14 protein-coding genes are annotated in these 14,173 nt (G+C 66.5%); 6 read left to right on the top strand and 8 right to left on the bottom strand.

Annotated elements, in window-relative coordinates; all coding sequences use genetic code 11:
* Positions 1–98: 98 nt before the first annotated feature.
* Positions 99–581 (top strand): retropepsin-like aspartic endopeptidase RimB, encoded by a 483-nt coding sequence (gene rimB / locus KSS95_RS04135; protein WP_134692903.1) that lies wholly within the window; start codon positions 99–101, stop codon positions 579–581.
* On the top strand, positions 578–1,483 hold the full coding sequence (gene rimK, locus KSS95_RS04130; protein ID WP_011531656.1) for a 30S ribosomal protein S6--L-glutamate ligase: 906 nt from the start codon (positions 578–580) through the stop codon (positions 1,481–1,483). The genes rimB and rimK overlap by 4 nt, the downstream gene beginning before the upstream one ends.
* Before the next feature lie 135 nt (positions 1,484–1,618).
* Here rimK and KSS95_RS04125 read toward each other — a convergent pair whose 3' ends face one another.
* Both KSS95_RS04125 and ompR read right to left on the bottom strand, forming a co-directional pair.
* The gene (locus KSS95_RS04125) at positions 1,619–2,932 is read right to left on the bottom strand and encodes an ATP-binding protein (RefSeq protein ID WP_217851896.1); all 1,314 of its coding nucleotides are present in this window, start codon (positions 2,930–2,932) and stop codon (positions 1,619–1,621) included.
* Between the two features lie 93 nt (positions 2,933–3,025).
* Positions 3,026–3,766 carry an osmolarity response regulator transcription factor OmpR gene (gene ompR / locus KSS95_RS04120; RefSeq protein WP_217851894.1) on the bottom strand — a complete coding sequence of 247 codons (741 nt, stop codon included), beginning with the start codon at positions 3,764–3,766 and terminating at the stop codon, positions 3,026–3,028.
* A gap of 229 nt (positions 3,767–3,995) precedes the next feature.
* On the opposite strand from ompR, the gene KSS95_RS04115 reads away from it, so the two are divergent.
* From KSS95_RS04115 to KSS95_RS04100, 4 genes are all read left to right on the top strand, one after another.
* Positions 3,996–6,320 (top strand): Tex family protein, encoded by a 2,325-nt coding sequence (locus KSS95_RS04115; RefSeq protein ID WP_217851892.1) that lies wholly within the window; start codon positions 3,996–3,998, stop codon positions 6,318–6,320.
* Positions 6,320–6,703: a PaaI family thioesterase gene (locus tag KSS95_RS04110; RefSeq protein WP_217851890.1), complete on the top strand. Its 384-nt coding sequence runs from the start codon at positions 6,320–6,322 to the stop codon at positions 6,701–6,703. The genes KSS95_RS04115 and KSS95_RS04110 overlap by 1 nt, the downstream gene beginning before the upstream one ends.
* 237 nt (positions 6,704–6,940) lie before the next feature.
* Positions 6,941–8,518 (top strand): glutamate--cysteine ligase, encoded by a 1,578-nt coding sequence (gene gshA, locus KSS95_RS04105; protein WP_437179570.1) that lies wholly within the window; start codon positions 6,941–6,943, stop codon positions 8,516–8,518.
* Positions 8,518–9,144: a TetR/AcrR family transcriptional regulator gene (locus KSS95_RS04100; protein ID WP_217851886.1), complete on the top strand. Its 627-nt coding sequence runs from the start codon at positions 8,518–8,520 to the stop codon at positions 9,142–9,144. Before gshA ends, KSS95_RS04100 begins: the two co-directional genes overlap by 1 nt.
* Before the next feature lie 152 nt (positions 9,145–9,296).
* Here the strand turns inward: KSS95_RS04100 and KSS95_RS04095 are convergent, their stop codons facing one another.
* From KSS95_RS04095 to ssuE, 6 genes are all read right to left on the bottom strand, one after another.
* Positions 9,297–9,512 (bottom strand): TOBE domain-containing protein, encoded by a 216-nt coding sequence (locus KSS95_RS04095; protein WP_008095172.1) that lies wholly within the window; start codon positions 9,510–9,512, stop codon positions 9,297–9,299.
* 30 nt (positions 9,513–9,542) lie between these two features.
* A complete protein-coding gene (gene ssuB / locus KSS95_RS04090; RefSeq protein ID WP_217853928.1) occupies positions 9,543–10,355 on the bottom strand; it encodes an aliphatic sulfonates ABC transporter ATP-binding protein in 813 nt (270 codons plus the stop codon).
* Positions 10,355–11,152, bottom strand: a complete 798-nt coding sequence (ssuC, locus tag KSS95_RS04085) for an aliphatic sulfonate ABC transporter permease SsuC (protein WP_217851885.1) — start codon at positions 11,150–11,152, stop codon at positions 10,355–10,357. Before ssuC ends, ssuB begins: the two co-directional genes overlap by 1 nt.
* 10 nt (positions 11,153–11,162) lie before the next feature.
* On the bottom strand, positions 11,163–12,311 hold the full coding sequence (gene ssuD / locus KSS95_RS04080) for an FMNH2-dependent alkanesulfonate monooxygenase (protein WP_217851883.1): 1,149 nt from the start codon (positions 12,309–12,311) through the stop codon (positions 11,163–11,165).
* Positions 12,312–12,370: 59 nt separating this feature from the next.
* Positions 12,371–13,336, bottom strand: a complete 966-nt coding sequence (locus KSS95_RS04075; RefSeq protein WP_217851881.1) for a sulfonate ABC transporter substrate-binding protein — start codon at positions 13,334–13,336, stop codon at positions 12,371–12,373.
* Positions 13,337–13,428: 92 nt separating this feature from the next.
* On the bottom strand, positions 13,429–14,022 hold the full coding sequence (ssuE, locus tag KSS95_RS04070; RefSeq protein WP_217851879.1) for an NADPH-dependent FMN reductase: 594 nt from the start codon (positions 14,020–14,022) through the stop codon (positions 13,429–13,431).
* Between the last annotated feature and the right edge of the window lie 151 nt (positions 14,023–14,173).

Genomic DNA, 14,173 nt, shown 5'->3' with positions numbered 1-14,173 from the left:
GAATTCTGTCTTTCACGGAACTGTACTACCGTGACTGACGGATGCAAAAAATCCGTGCCGTCATTACAGTTCATCCCCTTATCCACAGGGCACGCCTCGTGAAGACATTTGACCACCTGACTGTGATCGGCCTGCGCGAGTGGGTCGCCCTGCCCGACCTCGGCGTTGCCGGCCTGCGCGCCAAGATCGACACCGGCGCCAGCACCTCCAGCCTGCACGCCACCGACGTCGAGCCGTTCGAGCGCGATGGCCAGCAGTGGGTACGCTTCACCGCCCACCTGGGCTCGGTGGTGCAATTGCGTCACCGTCGCTGCGAGGCGCCGCTGGTGACCATGAAACGCATCAAGAGCTCCAACGGCCAGGCCCAGGCGCGCTACGTCATCCGCACCAGCCTGGCGCTCGGCGACCGGGTGTGGGAGGTGGAGTTCACCCTGGCCTGCCGCAAGAACATGCGCTACCGGCTGTTGCTCGGATCCAAGGCATTGATCCACGGCCAACTGGTGGTCAACCCCGGCCTCAAGTACGTTCAGGACAAACCGGCCTTCCCGGCCACCCTTTCCCCTGTCACAGGTGCTGCATGAAGATCGCTGTGCTCTCGCGCAATCCGCGTCTGTATTCCACCCGCCGCCTGGTCGAGGCCGGTACCCAGCGGGGCCATGAAGTGGTGGTGATCGACACGCTCCGGGCCTACATGAACATCGCCAGCCACAAACCGCAGATCCACTACCGCGGCAAGCCGCTGGAAGGTTTCGACGCAGTGATCCCGCGCATCGGCGCCTCGGTCACCTTCTATGGCTGCGCGGTGCTGCGCCAGTTCGAGATGATGGGCGTCTACCCGCTCAACGAGTCGGTGGCCATCGCCCGCTCGCGTGACAAGCTGCGCTCGCTGCAACTGCTGTCGCGGCGCGGCATCGGCCTGCCGATCACCGGCTTCGCCCACTCGCCGGACGACATCCCCGACCTGATCCAGATGGTCAACGGCGCGCCACTGGTGATCAAGGTGCTCGAAGGCACCCAGGGCATCGGCGTGGTGCTGTGCGAAACCACCAAGGCCGCCGAGTCGGTGATCGAGGCGTTCATGGGCCTGAAGCAGAACATCATGGTCCAGGAGTACATCAAGGAGGCTGGCGGCGCCGATATCCGCTGCTTCGTGGTCGGCGACAAGGTGATCGCCTCGATGAAACGCCAGGCCAAGCCCGGCGAGTTCCGCTCCAACCTGCACCGGGGCGGGGTGGCCAGCCTGATCAAGATCACCCCCGAAGAGCGCATGACCGCGATTCGCGCCGCCAAGGTGATGGGCCTGAGCGTGGCCGGCGTGGACATCCTGCGCTCGAACCACGGGCCGCTGGTGATGGAGGTGAACTCATCGCCCGGGCTGGAAGGCATCGAGGTCACCACCGGCAAGGACGTGGCCGGGATGATCATCGAGCACCTGGAGAAGAACAGCGGGCCGAACCAGACGCGGACCAAAGGCAAAGGATAGGCATACGCTACACCCTGTAGGAGCCGGCTTGCCGGCGAAGGGGCCAGCAGCGGCAGCGCAAGGCAACTGTCCAATGCTGCCGGTGCGGGCCTCTTCGCCAGCAAAGCTGGCTGCTACAAAGGGCTGGGCTTGTCTTTAAACGGCGTTACGCGGCAGCAACAGCCCCAGCGGCAATCTCACCCGCGCCTCGATCCCGCCACCGGAGCGGTTGCGCAACTCCACATTGCCGCCATGCTGCGCGGCGATCCGCTTGACGATCGCCAGCCCCAACCCGGTGCCCTTGCCGCCCCGCGCCCGGTCGCCTCGGATGAACGGGTTGAAGATGGTCTCCAACTCCGACTCGTCGATGCCCGCGCCACGATCGAGCACGCTGAGCACCACGTAGGGCGCGCTCTGGTCACCCGACACATAGGCCGCCACCTCGACGCCCTTGCCGGCATGATGCAATGCGTTGCCGATCAGGTTGCCCAGCATGCGCTTGAGCGACACCCGGCGCAGCGGGAACGGCGGAATCGGCTCCAGGCACAGGCGCACCTGCTCCTTGTGCTGGTTGTACGGCGCCACCACTTCGTAGATCAGGTCGTTGAGGTCGACCTCCTCCACCGGTTCGTCACGGCCATCGCGGATGAACGCCAGGAACTGGTCGAGGATCGCGTCCATGTCCTCGATATCACGCACCATGTCATCGCTGAGGTCGCTGTCGTTGCCCATCAGCGACAGCGACAGGCGCAGGCGGGTGAGCGGTGTGCGCAGGTCGTGGGACACCCCGGCCAGCATCAGCTCGCGCTCTCGCCCGGCTTGCTCGACATCCTCGGCCATCTGGTTGAATGCCCGGTACACCTCGGTCATCTCGCTGGGCGTGTCGCTAATCGGCAGGCGCACACTGCGCCCCTGGCCCAGCTGGCGGGCGGCGAACACCAGGCGCTTGAGCGGCTGGTTGAGCTGGCGCACGAAAATCCACGCCGAGGCGGTGGACAACAAGCCAATGGCCAGGAACCAGCCCAGCACGTTCCAGATCTTCTGCCCGCGCAGCGGGTGTGGGTACAGCGGCACCTTGAGCCAGCCCGGGCCCAGGCTCGGCGCGTTCACCCACAGCGCCGGCGGCGCATGGATACGCAGCCGCACCTCGGTGTCATCGCCCAGCTCGGCCTGCATCTGGCGCTGGTAGATCTCGCTGTACGGCCAGTGCTGTTCGCCCTCGGGCACGCCGGCCCCAGTCACCCGGATCAGCCCGGCGGCCTCGGCGATCTGCTCGCGGTTTTCTTCATCCGCCGCCCAGTACGCCCGCAGCGTCAGGGCCACACCGTGGCTGTACTGGCGGTCGACCAGCACGTCCTCGTTCATCAGCAGGTACACCAGCGTCAGTGCCTTGGAGAACAGCACGACGATCAGCACCAGCCAGAGGGTGCGGGCGAAGAAGCTTTGCGGGAACCAGAGAGGCGTTTTCATCGATCAACTACTGTGCTGAAAGGCCGGCCGCCACAGACGAAAACAGGGCGGCTCGCTTGAGCCGCCCTGCTGCACCCGGACGCACCGACAGAATCATTTGCCGGCGTTTCCGTCCGGCACGAAGACGTAGCCCACGCCCCAGACGGTCTGGATATAGCGGGGTTTGGACGGATCAGGCTCGATCATCCGGCGCAGGCGCGAGATCTGCACGTCGATGGAGCGCTCCAGGGCGTCCCACTCGCGGCCACGGGCCAGGTTCATCAGCTTGTCGCGGGTCAGCGGTTCACGGGCATGCATGACCAGCGCCTTGAGCACGGCGAACTCGCCGGTGGTCAGCATGTGCACTTCGCTACCGCGCTTGAGTTCGCGGGTGGCCAGCGACAGTTCGTAGTCGCCGAAGGTGACGGTCTCGTCCTCGCTGCCCGGCGCGCCCGGCACGGCCGGGGCCTGGCGGCGCAGCACGGCCTTGACCCGGGCCACCAGCTCGTCGGGGTTGAACGGCTTGGCCAGGTAGTCGTCGGCGCCCAGCTCCAGGCCCTTGATGCGGCTAAGCTCGTCGCCCTTGGCGGTGAGCATGATGATCGGGATCTGGTTGTTCGAGGCGCGCAGGCGCTTGCACGCCGACAGGCCGTCCTCGCCCGGCAACATCAGGTCGAGCACGACCAGGTTGAACACCTCACGGGCCAGCAGGCGATCCATCTGTTCGACATTGGGCACGGTGCGGACACGGAAGCCCTTGCTGGTGAAGAAACGGTCCAGCAGGCTGCTCAGGCCCGGGTCGTCGTCGACGATGAGAATCTTGTCGCCATCTGTGGCGTTTGCGGTGCTGGTCATGAATTACTCCTCTGATATCGCCGCGCATTATGGCGTAGCCATTGCCGCGCGTGCCGTGTGCATTGTTAGCAGATTTTTCCCGGCGCGCCACTGCCGCCCTGTCGACGGCTGGCGCCAGGCCATCACCGCAAGCCCGGCACGATGGGTATAATGCGCGGCTTTCACCCAGCGCCGCCGGGGCCGAACGCCCGCCTGCGGCCTTGCATTCACTATTTGTCAGGTGGTTTTCATGGACAGCATCAACAGCCGTATCGCCGAGGAACTGGGCGTGCGCCCACAGCAGGTCGAAGCGGCCGTGGGCCTGTTGGACGAAGGATCGACCGTGCCCTTCATCGCCCGCTACCGCAAGGAAGTGACCGGCAGCCTGGACGACACTCAACTGCGCCACCTGGAAGAGCGCCTGCGCTACCTGCGTGAACTCGACGAGCGCCGCGCCAGCATCCTGGCCAGCATCGAGGAGCAGGGCAAGCTGACCCCGGAGCTGGCCCGCGAGATCAAGCTGGCCGACACCAAGACCCGCCTCGAAGACCTCTACCTGCCGTACAAGCAGAAGCGCCGCACCAAGGGCCAGATCGCCCTGGAAGCCGGCCTCGGCGAGCTGGCCGACGGCCTGTTCAACGACCCGCAGCTGACCCCGGAAAGCGAAGCCGCGCGCTTCGTCGACGCCGAAAAGGGCGTGGCCGACGTCAAGGCCGCGCTTGAGGGCGCCAAGTACATCCTCATGGAGCGCTTCGCCGAAGACGCCGCGCTGCTCGACAAGCTGCGCAGCTTCCTCAAGCACGAAGCGGTGCTGAGCGCCCGCGTGGTCGCCGGCAAGGAAGAGGAAGGCGCCAAGTTCCGCGACTACTTCGCCCATGACGAGCTGCTGCGCAGCGCACCGTCGCACCGTGCCCTGGCGATCTTCCGTGGCCGCAACGAAGGGGTGCTGAGCGCCTCGCTGAAGGTCGGCGAGGAACTGCCGGGCACCCTGCACCCATGCGAGCTGATGATCGCCAGCCATGTCGGCGTCGAAAACCGCAACCGCCCGGCCGACAAGTGGCTGGGCGAGGTGGTGCGCTGGACCTGGAAGGTCAAGCTCTACACCCACCTGGAAACCGACCTGTTCGGCGAGCTGCGCGACAACGCCGAAGGCGAGGCGATCAACGTCTTCGCCCACAACCTGCACGACCTGCTGCTGGCCGCTCCGGCCGGCCCACGCGCCACCCTGGGCTTCGACCCAGGCCTGCGCACCGGCTGCAAGATCGCCGTGGTCGATGCCACCGGCAAGCTGCTGGACTACACCACGGTCTACCCGCACGCGCCAAAGAACGACTGGGACCGCACCATTTCGGTCATGGCCGCCCTGTGCGCCAAGCACTCGGTGGAGCTGGTCGCCATCGGCAACGGCACCGCCAGCCGCGAGAGCGACAAGCTGGTGGCCGAGCTGGTCAAGAAGTACCCGGCCCTGAAGATCACCAAGATCATGGTCTCCGAGGCCGGCGCCTCGGTGTATTCGGCCTCGGAGCTGGCCGCCCGCGAGTTCCCGGACCTGGACGTGTCGATCCGCGGCGCCGTGTCCATCGCCCGCCGCCTGCAGGACCCGCTGGCCGAACTGGTGAAGATCGACCCGAAATCCATCGGCGTCGGCCAGTACCAGCACGACGTGTCGCAGGTGAAGCTGGCCCGTGGCCTGGACGCCGTGGTCGAGGACTGCGTGAACGCCGTGGGCGTCGACGTCAACACCGCCTCGGTGGCGCTGCTGACCCGCATCTCGGGCCTCAACGCCACCCTGGCGCAGAACATCGTCGCCCACCGCGACGCCAACGGCCCGTTCGCCACCCGCGCGGCGCTGAAAAAAGTCAGCCGCCTGGGCGAGAAGACCTTCGAGCAGGCCGCCGGCTTCCTGCGGGTAATGAACGGCGACAACCCGCTGGACGCCTCCGCGGTGCACCCTGAGGCCTACCCGCTGGTGCAGCGCATCGCCGCCGGCACCGAGCGCGACATCCGCTCGCTGATCGGCGACAGCGGCTTCCTCAAGCGCCTGGACCCCAAGCAGTTCACCGACGAGACCTTCGGCCTGCCGACCGTCACCGACATCCTCCAGGAGCTGGACAAGCCCGGCCGCGACCCGCGCCCCGAGTTCAAGACCGCCACCTTCCAGGACGGCGTCGAGGACCTCAAGGACCTGGAGCCGGGCATGATCCTCGAAGGCGTGGTGACCAACGTCACCAACTTCGGCGCCTTCGTCGACATCGGCGTGCACCAGGATGGCCTGGTGCACATCTCGGCGCTGTCGGAGAAGTTCGTCAAGGACCCGCGCGAAGCGGTCAAGGCCGGCGACGTGGTCAAGGTCAAGGTCATGGAAGTGGACATCCCGCGCAAGCGCGTCGGCCTGTCCATGCGCATGGGCGACACCCCGGGCGAGAAGGTCGAGGGCAACCGCGGCGGTAACCGTGGCCAGGGCGGCAACCGCCAGCAGCAGGCGCCGCGCCAGCGCGAGACCACTGCCGCGGCACCGGCCAACAACGCCATGGCCGCGCTGTTCGCCAACGCCAAGCAGTTGAAGAAGAAGTGATGGACGTACCGAAAGAGTACGTCGAAAGCGCCTTCAGCCAATTGCTGGGTTGCCGCCTGCAACGCCTGGACACGGGCGTTGCAGAGGTGGCCCTGGCGCTCGCGCCGCACCTGCGCAACCGTGGCCAGAAGCTGCACGGCGGGGCGATCTTCAGCCTGGTCGACATCACCATGGGCCTGGCCTGCTCGGCCAGCCACGGCTTCGACCAGCAGAGCGTGACCATCGAGTGCAAGATCAACTACCTGCGCGCGGTCAGCGAGGGCGAGGTGCGCTGCACCGCGCGCGTGCTGCATGCCGGCCGGCGCACGCTGGTGGTCGACGCCGACGTGCTTCAGGACGACAAGCTGGTGGCCAAGGCCCAGGGAACCTTCGCGGTTCTCTAGCTGATCTAGCCCCATCTGCGGTATTTTCGGCAACATATGCACCCTTTCGCCGGCAAGGCCGGCTCCTACACCGTCCCGGTAGGAGCCGGCCTTGCCGGCGAAAGGGTGCAGAACCGACGCTGAGCCTAGCCGGAACCGCGTAAACCAGGCGACAACGCCAGTTCCTTGCCCAACTACCCTTGTAGACCGTCATCCCTACCCCCATATTGGGGCGACTGACGCGTGAAGGAATCCATCTTGAGCGACCTCCTCAACCGCCGCCTGAGCCTGCTCGGCGACAATCTCGACCTGCTCAAGCAGTGCCTGCACGGCATTGAGCGCGAATGCCTGCGCGTGACCGACCAAGGTCGCCTGGCCCAGACCCCGCACCCCGAGGCCCTGGGTTCGGCGCTGACCAACGAGCAGATCACCACCGATTATTCCGAGTCGCTGCTGGAGTTCATCACGCCAGCCCTGGCCGACCCGGCCAAGGTGCTCGAGAGCCTCGAAGAGGTCCACCGCTTCGTCTACACCCAGCTGGGTGACGAACTGCTGTGGAGCCCGTCGATGCCCTGCGCGCTGCCTGCCGAAGAAGACATCCCGATCGCCGAATACGGCAGCTCGAACATCGGCAAGCTCAAGCACGTGTACCGCAAGGGCCTGGCCCTGCGCTACGGGCGCACCATGCAGTGCATCGCCGGCATCCATTACAACTTCTCCCTGCCCGAGACGCTATGGCCGCTGTTGCGCGCGGCCGAAGGCGGCGAGCAGAGCGACCGCGACTACCAGTCCTCGGCCTATATCGCGCTGATCCGCAACTTCCGCCGCTACAGCTGGCTGCTGATGTACCTGTTCGGCGCCTCGCCGACCCTGGACAAAGGCTTCCTGCGGGGCCGTGCGCACCAGCTCGAGGAGCTCGACGCGCAAACCCTGTACCTGCCCTACGCCACCAGCCTGCGCATGAGCGACCTGGGCTACCAGAGCAACGCCCAGGCCGGCCTCACGCCCTGCTACAACAACCTCGCCAGCTACACCGACAGCCTGCGCAAGGCGGTGGGCACGCCCTACCCGCCCTACGTCGAGGTCGGCACGCACAAGGATGGCGAGTGGGTACAGCTGAACACCAACATCCTGCAGATCGAAAACGAGTACTACTCGAACATCCGCCCCAAGCGGGTCACCTACACCGGCGAGCGACCGATCCAGGCCTTGACCTCCCGCGGCGTGCAGTACGTGGAAGTGCGTTGCCTGGACATCAACCCGTTCCTGCCAGTGGGCATCGACCTGCCCGAGGCGCGTTTCCTCGATGCCTTCCTGCTGTTCTGCGCCCTGGAAGACAGCCCGCAGCTGGACAACGGCGAGTGCGGCCAGTGCACCGACAACTTCCTCAGCGTGGTCAAGCAAGGCCGGCGCCCTGGCCTGGAACTGCGCCGCGACGGCCAGCCGGTCGCGCTCAAGGCCTGGGCCAGCGAGCTGATCGGCCGCATCGGCCAACTGGCGGCCCTGCTCGACCGCGCCCAGGGTGGCGAGGAACACGCCAAGGCCCTGCAAGCACAGCAGGCCAAGGTCGATGATCCCGAGCTGACCCCATCGGCCCAGGTGTTGGCGCGCATGACCGAGCACGACGAGAGCTTCGTCGAGTTCGCCCTGCGCCAAAGCCGCCTGCACGCCGAGACCTTCCGCGCGCAACCGCTGAGCCGCGAGCAGCAACAGGCCTTCGAAACCCTGGCGCGCGAGTCGCTGGCCAAGCAGTCCGCGCTGGAACAGGAAGAAGTCGGCGACTTCGACCTGTTCGTCGGCGCCTACCAGGCCAGTATCCTGGCGATCAGCAACTGATGAACCGCGTCGTCGCCCCGCGCAAGCCGCGCGCCAGCAGCCAGGCCAGGATCGAGGCGATCCTGGCGGCGGCGCGCGAACTGCTGGCCGGGCAAGGGGTGGCGGGGTTGTCGATCTACAGCGTGGCCGAACGGGCGCAGATTCCACCGTCGTCGGTGTATCACTTTTTCGCCAGCGTGCCGGCCCTGCTCGAGGCGCTGACCGCCGATGTGCACCGGGCGTTTCGCGAGGCGCTGAGCGCGCCCATCGACACCACCGCATTCAGTACTTGGCCGCAACTGTCGCGGCTGATCGAGCAACGCATGCTCGACATCTACAACGAAGATGCCGCAGCGCGCCAGCTGATTCTGGCCCAGCATGGCCTGAGCGAAGTGGTGCAGGCTGATCGTCAGCATGACCTGGAGCTGGGCGAGCTCATGCACAGGCTGTTCGACCGGTATTTCCAGCTGCCGGCGATGCCTCGGGATGTGGATGTGTTCGCCTTGGCGATGGAGCTGAGCGACCGGGTCTATGCCCGCTCGATGCAACTGCATGAGGCGATCACGCCGCGCATGGCTGAAGAGGGGATGCGGGTGTTCGAGGCGTATCTGGGGTTGTATCTGCCGCCTTATCTGGCCAAGCGCTGATCCCGAGCCCTGCAAAAATTCTGTAGGAGCGGCCTTGCGTCGCGAAAGGGCTGCGCAGCAGCCCCGGCAATTTTGATGGTGGCTCAAAACCTGGGGCCGCTCCGCGCCCCTTTCGCGACACGAGGCCGCTCCTACAGGGACCGTGCAAGGCTTCAGAGCTTGGCGATGGACACCTCGGTCGATTTGACGAAGGCAATCACCTCGCTGCCCACCTGCAACTCGAGCTCCTTCACGGAACGGGTGGTAATCACCGAAGTGACGATGCCAGAGGCGGTCTGCACGTCGATTTCCGAGAGTACCGGCCCTTCGAGGATTTCCTTCACGGTGCCTTTGAACTGGTTGCGAACGTTGATGGCTTTGATGGTCATGGCGTCATTCCTTTTTGCGGCTTCGAGGATTCAATGAGCCCAACGCAACTGCGTGGGCAACGGGGCGACAGGCTCCGGCTCGGGCGGGGTGCCCGGCACGGACAGAACACGGTTGAGCACTTCGCTTTCCAGCGCCGCCAGGCGGTGCGAACCCCGCACCCGTGGCCGTGGCAGGTCGACGACCAGGTCCAGGCCGACGGCGCCGTCTTCGATCAGGATCACCCGGTCGGCCACGGCGACGGCTTCGCTGACGTCGTGGGTGACCAGCAGCACGGTGAAGCCGTGCTGGCGCCACAGGCGCTCGATCAATTGCTGCATTTCGATACGGGTCAGGGCATCCAGCGCGCCCAGAGGCTCGTCCAGCAGCAGCAGGCGCGGCTGGTGGATCAGCGCCCGGGCCAAGGCCACCCGCTGTTTCTGGCCACCGGACAACGCCGCCGGCCAGTCGTTGGCGCGCTCGGCCAGGCCGACCGCCTCCAGGGCTTCCAGGGCACGACGGCGCCAGTGGCCGGCCAGGCCCAGGCCAACGTTGTCGATGACTTTTTTCCACGGCAGCAGGCGCGCGTCCTGGAACATCAGCCGGGTATCGTCGCGGGCCTCGGCCAGCGGCGCCGCGCCGGCCAGCAGCTCGCCGGCGCCAGGCTGGTCGAGCCCGGCCAGCAGGCGCAGCAAGGTGCTCTTGCCGCACCCGCTGCGCCCGACGATGGCGACGAACTGGCCGGCCGGTATGTGCAGGTCGATACCGCGCAGCACCTCGCGCTGGCCGAAGGCGCGGCGCAGGCCGTTGGCGGCGAGCGGGATGCCGGGCAGCAGGCGCGGCGGTCGTTGCGTGAGCACGCTCATCATGCGCCCTCCTTCCTGGCGACCTGGTACGCCGGGTGCCAGCGCAGCCACACACGCTCCAGGCCACGGGCCGCCAGGTCGGCGAGCTTGCCAAGCAGCGCGTACAGCACGATCGCCAGCACCACCACGTCGGTCTGCAGGAACTCCCGGGCGTTCATCGCCAGGTAGCCGATGCCGGCGTTGGCCGAAATGGTCTCGGCGACGATCAGGGTCAGCCACATGAAGCCCAGGGCGAAGCGCACACCGACCAGGATCGACGGCAACGCACCAGGCAGGATCACCTGGCGGAACAGGGCAAAGCCCGACAGCCCATAGCTGCGCGCCATCTCCACCAGGGCCGGGTCGACGTTGCGAATACCGTGGTAGGTGTTGAGGTAGATGGGGAACAGCGTGCCCAGCGCTACCAGGAAGATCTTCGCCGACTCGTCGATACCGAACCACAGGATCACCAGCGGGATCAGCGCCAGGTGCGGCACGTTGCGAATCATCTGCACCGAACTGTCGAGCAGGCGCTCGCCCCAATTCGACAGGCCGGTGATGAAGCCCAGTACCAGGCCGATGACGCCACCGATGACGAAGCCCAGGCCGGCGCGCCAGCCGCTGATGGCCAGGTGGCTCCAGAGCTCGCCGCTGCGCACCAGCTCGACCCCGGCACTGACCACCGCGCTTGGCGCCGGCAGGATGCGGGTCGACAGCCAGCCGGCGCTGACCGCCAGTTGCCAGACAGCCAGCAACAGCAACGGCAAGGCCCAGGGGGCCAGGCGCTGGCTCCAGGTGCTTGAAGGTGCATGACTCATGGCCAGGCCCTCAGCTCTGCGACACGGACTTGGGCAGGATGTCGTTGGCCACCATCTCCCCGAATGGGCTCACGTAGCCACCGCTCGTCACCGGCTCCGGGCGCTGCACGTCCAGGTGCGGGAACAGCAGCTCGGCGACGCGGTACGACTCTTCCAGGTGCGGGTAGCCGGAGAAGATGAAGGTATCGATGCCCAGCGCCGCGTACTCCTTGACCCGTGCCGCGACCGTCGGCCCATCGCCGACCAGCGCAGTGCCGGCCCCGCCACGCACCAGGCCGACACCGGCCCACAGGTTCGGCGCGACCTCCAGCTTGTCGCGCTTGCCGCCATGCAGCGCGGCCATGCGCTGCTGGCCGACCGAGTCGAAGCGCGCCAGCGAGGCCTGGGCCCGGGCGATGGTGTCGTCGTCCAGGTGCGAAATCAGTGTGTCGGCGGCGGCCCAGGCTTGTTCGTTGGTTTCCCGCACGATCACATGCAGGCGAATGCCGAAGCGCACCTCGCGGCCCTGGGCAGCGGCTTTTTCGCGCACCTGGGCGATCTTCTCGGCCACGGCGGCCGGTGGCTCGCCCCAGGTCAGGTACAGCTCGACCTGCTCGGCGGCCAGGTCCTGGGCGGCGTCGGACGAGCCGCCGAAGTACAGCGGCGGGCGCGGCTGCTGGATCGGCGGGTAGAGCAGCTTGGCGCCCTTCACCTGGATGTGCTTGCCGTCGTAGTCGACCACTTCGCCTTCGAGCACCTTGCGCCAGATGCGGGTGAACTCCACCGAGGCTTCGTAGCGCTCCTGGTGGTTCAGGTGCAGGCCATCGCCGGCCAGTTCGTCCGGATCGCCTCCGGTGACCAGGTTGAACAGCGCGCGGCCATTGGACAGGCGGTCCAGGGTGGCCGCCTGGCGCGCGGCGACGGTCGGCGAGATGATCCCCGGGCGCAGCGCCACCAGGAACTTCAGGCGTTCGGTCACCGGGATCAGCGAGGCGGCGACCAGCCAGGAGTCCTCGCAGGAGCGCCCGGTGGGGATCAGCACGCCGCCAAAGCCCAAGCGGTCGGCGGCCTGGGCGATTTGCGCCAGGTAGCCATGGTCGACGGCGCGGGCGCCTTCGGTGGTGCCCAGGTACTTGCCGTCACCGTGGGTGGGAAGGAACCAGAAGATGTTCAGGCTCATTGGAGTTGTCTCCTCAAGGGTGGCAGGGCCGGAGCGAGGCCCCGGCTCGGGCGATGCGTTCAAGGCGCGCTGGCGACCTTGGCCGGGGGTGTCCAGATCACGTCCTTGATGTTCAAGGGCTTGGGAATCAGCTTCAGGGCCTGGAAGGTGTCGGCGATCTTCTGCTGCGCGGCGACCACTTCCGGGGTCAGCGGCGCGGCGCCATAGCCCTGGCGCTTCACCGAGGTGAGGGTGATGTCGGCTGGCAGGCCGAGCAGCGGCGCGACCTGGTCGGTGACCTGCTGCGGGTTGGCCTGGGACCATTGGCCGACGGCGCGCACTTGCTCGATCAGGGTGTCGATCACCGCCGGGTGCTGGGTCGCATAGCGACGGGTGGCCAGGTAGAACTGGTGGTTGTCGACCAGGTCCTTGCCGTCGCGCAGGGTGCGGGCCTGCAGCTGCTGCTCGGCGGCGGCCTGGTAGGGGTCCCAGATGACCCAGGCATCCACGCTGCCGCGCTCGAAAGCGGCGCGGGCGTCGGCCGGCGGCAGGTAGACCGGCTGGATGTCGCTGTACTTGAGGCCGGCGTCTTCCAGGGCGCGGACCAGCAGGTAATGCACGTTGGAACCCTTGTTGAGCGCGACCTTCTTGCCCTTGAGTGCCTGGACCGACTGGATCGGCGAGCCCTTGGGCACCAGGATCGCCTCGCTGTGCGGCGCTGGCGGCTCATAGGCGACGTAGAGCAGGTCGGCGCCGGCGGCCTGGGCGAACACTGGCGGGGTCTCGCCGGTGACGCCGAAGTCGATCGAGCCGACGTTCAACCCTTCGAGCAGCTGCGGACCGCCGGGAAACTCGGTCCATTGCACCTGGATACCTTGCTCGGCCAGGCGCTTCTCCAGCGAGCCCTTGGCCTTGAGCAGCACCAGGGTGCCGTATTTCTGGTAACCGATGCGCAGGCTTTGAGCCTGGGCCTGGGTGATGGCGCCGAACGATACAGCCGCCGCGAACAGGGCGACCAGACCGCGACGCAAGAAGACTGTGCGCATGGCGCTCTCCTGTGCGAGTGGGTTCGGGTAGCACCTGCTTGCCTCGTTGGCGGGCGAGTAAGGTGGGAACAGCGATGAAGCGTCAGGGTTGCTCAGATACTCCAGCGGGCACTGAGCAGGCGTTCGTTGAGCAGGCCCGGCGCCACAGGCCGGGGCCGGCGTGCCAGGGCGCCGTGAAAGGTCTCCAGTGCGCCCAGCAGGCGCTGCTCCAGCGCTTCGTCCAGGCGTGCGGGACGTTCGCCGTCGGCATAGCTGATCTGGCTGTCGTCGGCGAAGATCCCTTGCAGGGTCTCCTGCGCCTTGAGCGCCGACAGCACCGGCTTGAGGGCGTAGTCCACCGCGAGCATATGGGCGATGCTGCCGCCGCTGGCGATCGGCAATACCACCTTGTGTTCCAGGGCACGCTCGGGCAGCAGGTCGAGCAAGGTCTTCAACGCGCCGGCGAACGATGCCTTGTACACCGGGGTGGCGACCAGCAGGCCGTCGGCCTGGGCCACCAGCTCGTTGAAGTGGCGCACCTGCGGGCTGTCGAAGCGGGCGTGCAGCAGGTCCTCGGCGGGGAATTCCCGCACTTGGAAGGTGACGACCTCGACACCGCGCTGTTGCAGCCAATCGCGCGAGCGTTCGAGCAGCACGCCGGAGCGTGAACGAAGACTGGGGCTACCACCGACAGAGACAACCAGCATTGAAAGCGCTTCCTTCGAATCAATTCAGGGCCGCGAGGGGTTGGCCCCGCTGGATGGAAATGACATTAACAGTTCGTCATATATATCCATAAATCATATTTTTTCATTTGTTTATTCCATAAATAACTATTGGAGGTTCTGCTCTGCAGGC

It is taken from the genome of Pseudomonas muyukensis (assembly GCF_019139535.1).
In the GTDB taxonomy this organism is placed as follows: Bacteria; Pseudomonadota; Gammaproteobacteria; order Pseudomonadales; family Pseudomonadaceae; genus Aquipseudomonas; species Aquipseudomonas muyukensis.
Note: the sequence above shows the minus strand (reverse complement) of the source record. Positions and strands in the feature narration are given on the sequence as shown.

Bases quoted from the DNA above. Each gene is read 5' to 3' on its own strand.
- rimK (WP_011531656.1), top strand. From the start codon at position 578: ATGAAGATCGCTGTGCTCTCGCGCAATCCGCGTCTGTATTCCACCCGC.
- KSS95_RS04125 (WP_217851896.1), bottom strand. From the start codon at position 2,932: ATGAAAACGCCTCTCTGGTTCCCGCAAAGCTTCTTCGCCCGCACCCTC.
- ompR (WP_217851894.1), bottom strand. From the start codon at position 3,766: ATGACCAGCACCGCAAACGCCACAGATGGCGACAAGATTCTCATCGTC.
- KSS95_RS04115 (WP_217851892.1), top strand. From the start codon at position 3,996: ATGGACAGCATCAACAGCCGTATCGCCGAGGAACTGGGCGTGCGCCCA.
- KSS95_RS04110 (WP_217851890.1), top strand. From the start codon at position 6,320: ATGGACGTACCGAAAGAGTACGTCGAAAGCGCCTTCAGCCAATTGCTG.
- KSS95_RS04100 (WP_217851886.1), top strand. From the start codon at position 8,518: ATGAACCGCGTCGTCGCCCCGCGCAAGCCGCGCGCCAGCAGCCAGGCC.
- KSS95_RS04095 (WP_008095172.1), bottom strand. From the start codon at position 9,512: ATGACCATCAAAGCCATCAACGTTCGCAACCAGTTCAAAGGCACCGTG.
- ssuB (WP_217853928.1), bottom strand. From the start codon at position 10,355: ATGAGCGTGCTCACGCAACGACCGCCGCGCCTGCTGCCCGGCATCCCG.
- ssuC (WP_217851885.1), bottom strand. From the start codon at position 11,152: ATGAGTCATGCACCTTCAAGCACCTGGAGCCAGCGCCTGGCCCCCTGG.
- ssuD (WP_217851883.1), bottom strand. From the start codon at position 12,311: ATGAGCCTGAACATCTTCTGGTTCCTTCCCACCCACGGTGACGGCAAG.
- KSS95_RS04075 (WP_217851881.1), bottom strand. From the start codon at position 13,336: ATGCGCACAGTCTTCTTGCGTCGCGGTCTGGTCGCCCTGTTCGCGGCG.
- ssuE (WP_217851879.1), bottom strand. From the start codon at position 14,022: ATGCTGGTTGTCTCTGTCGGTGGTAGCCCCAGTCTTCGTTCACGCTCC.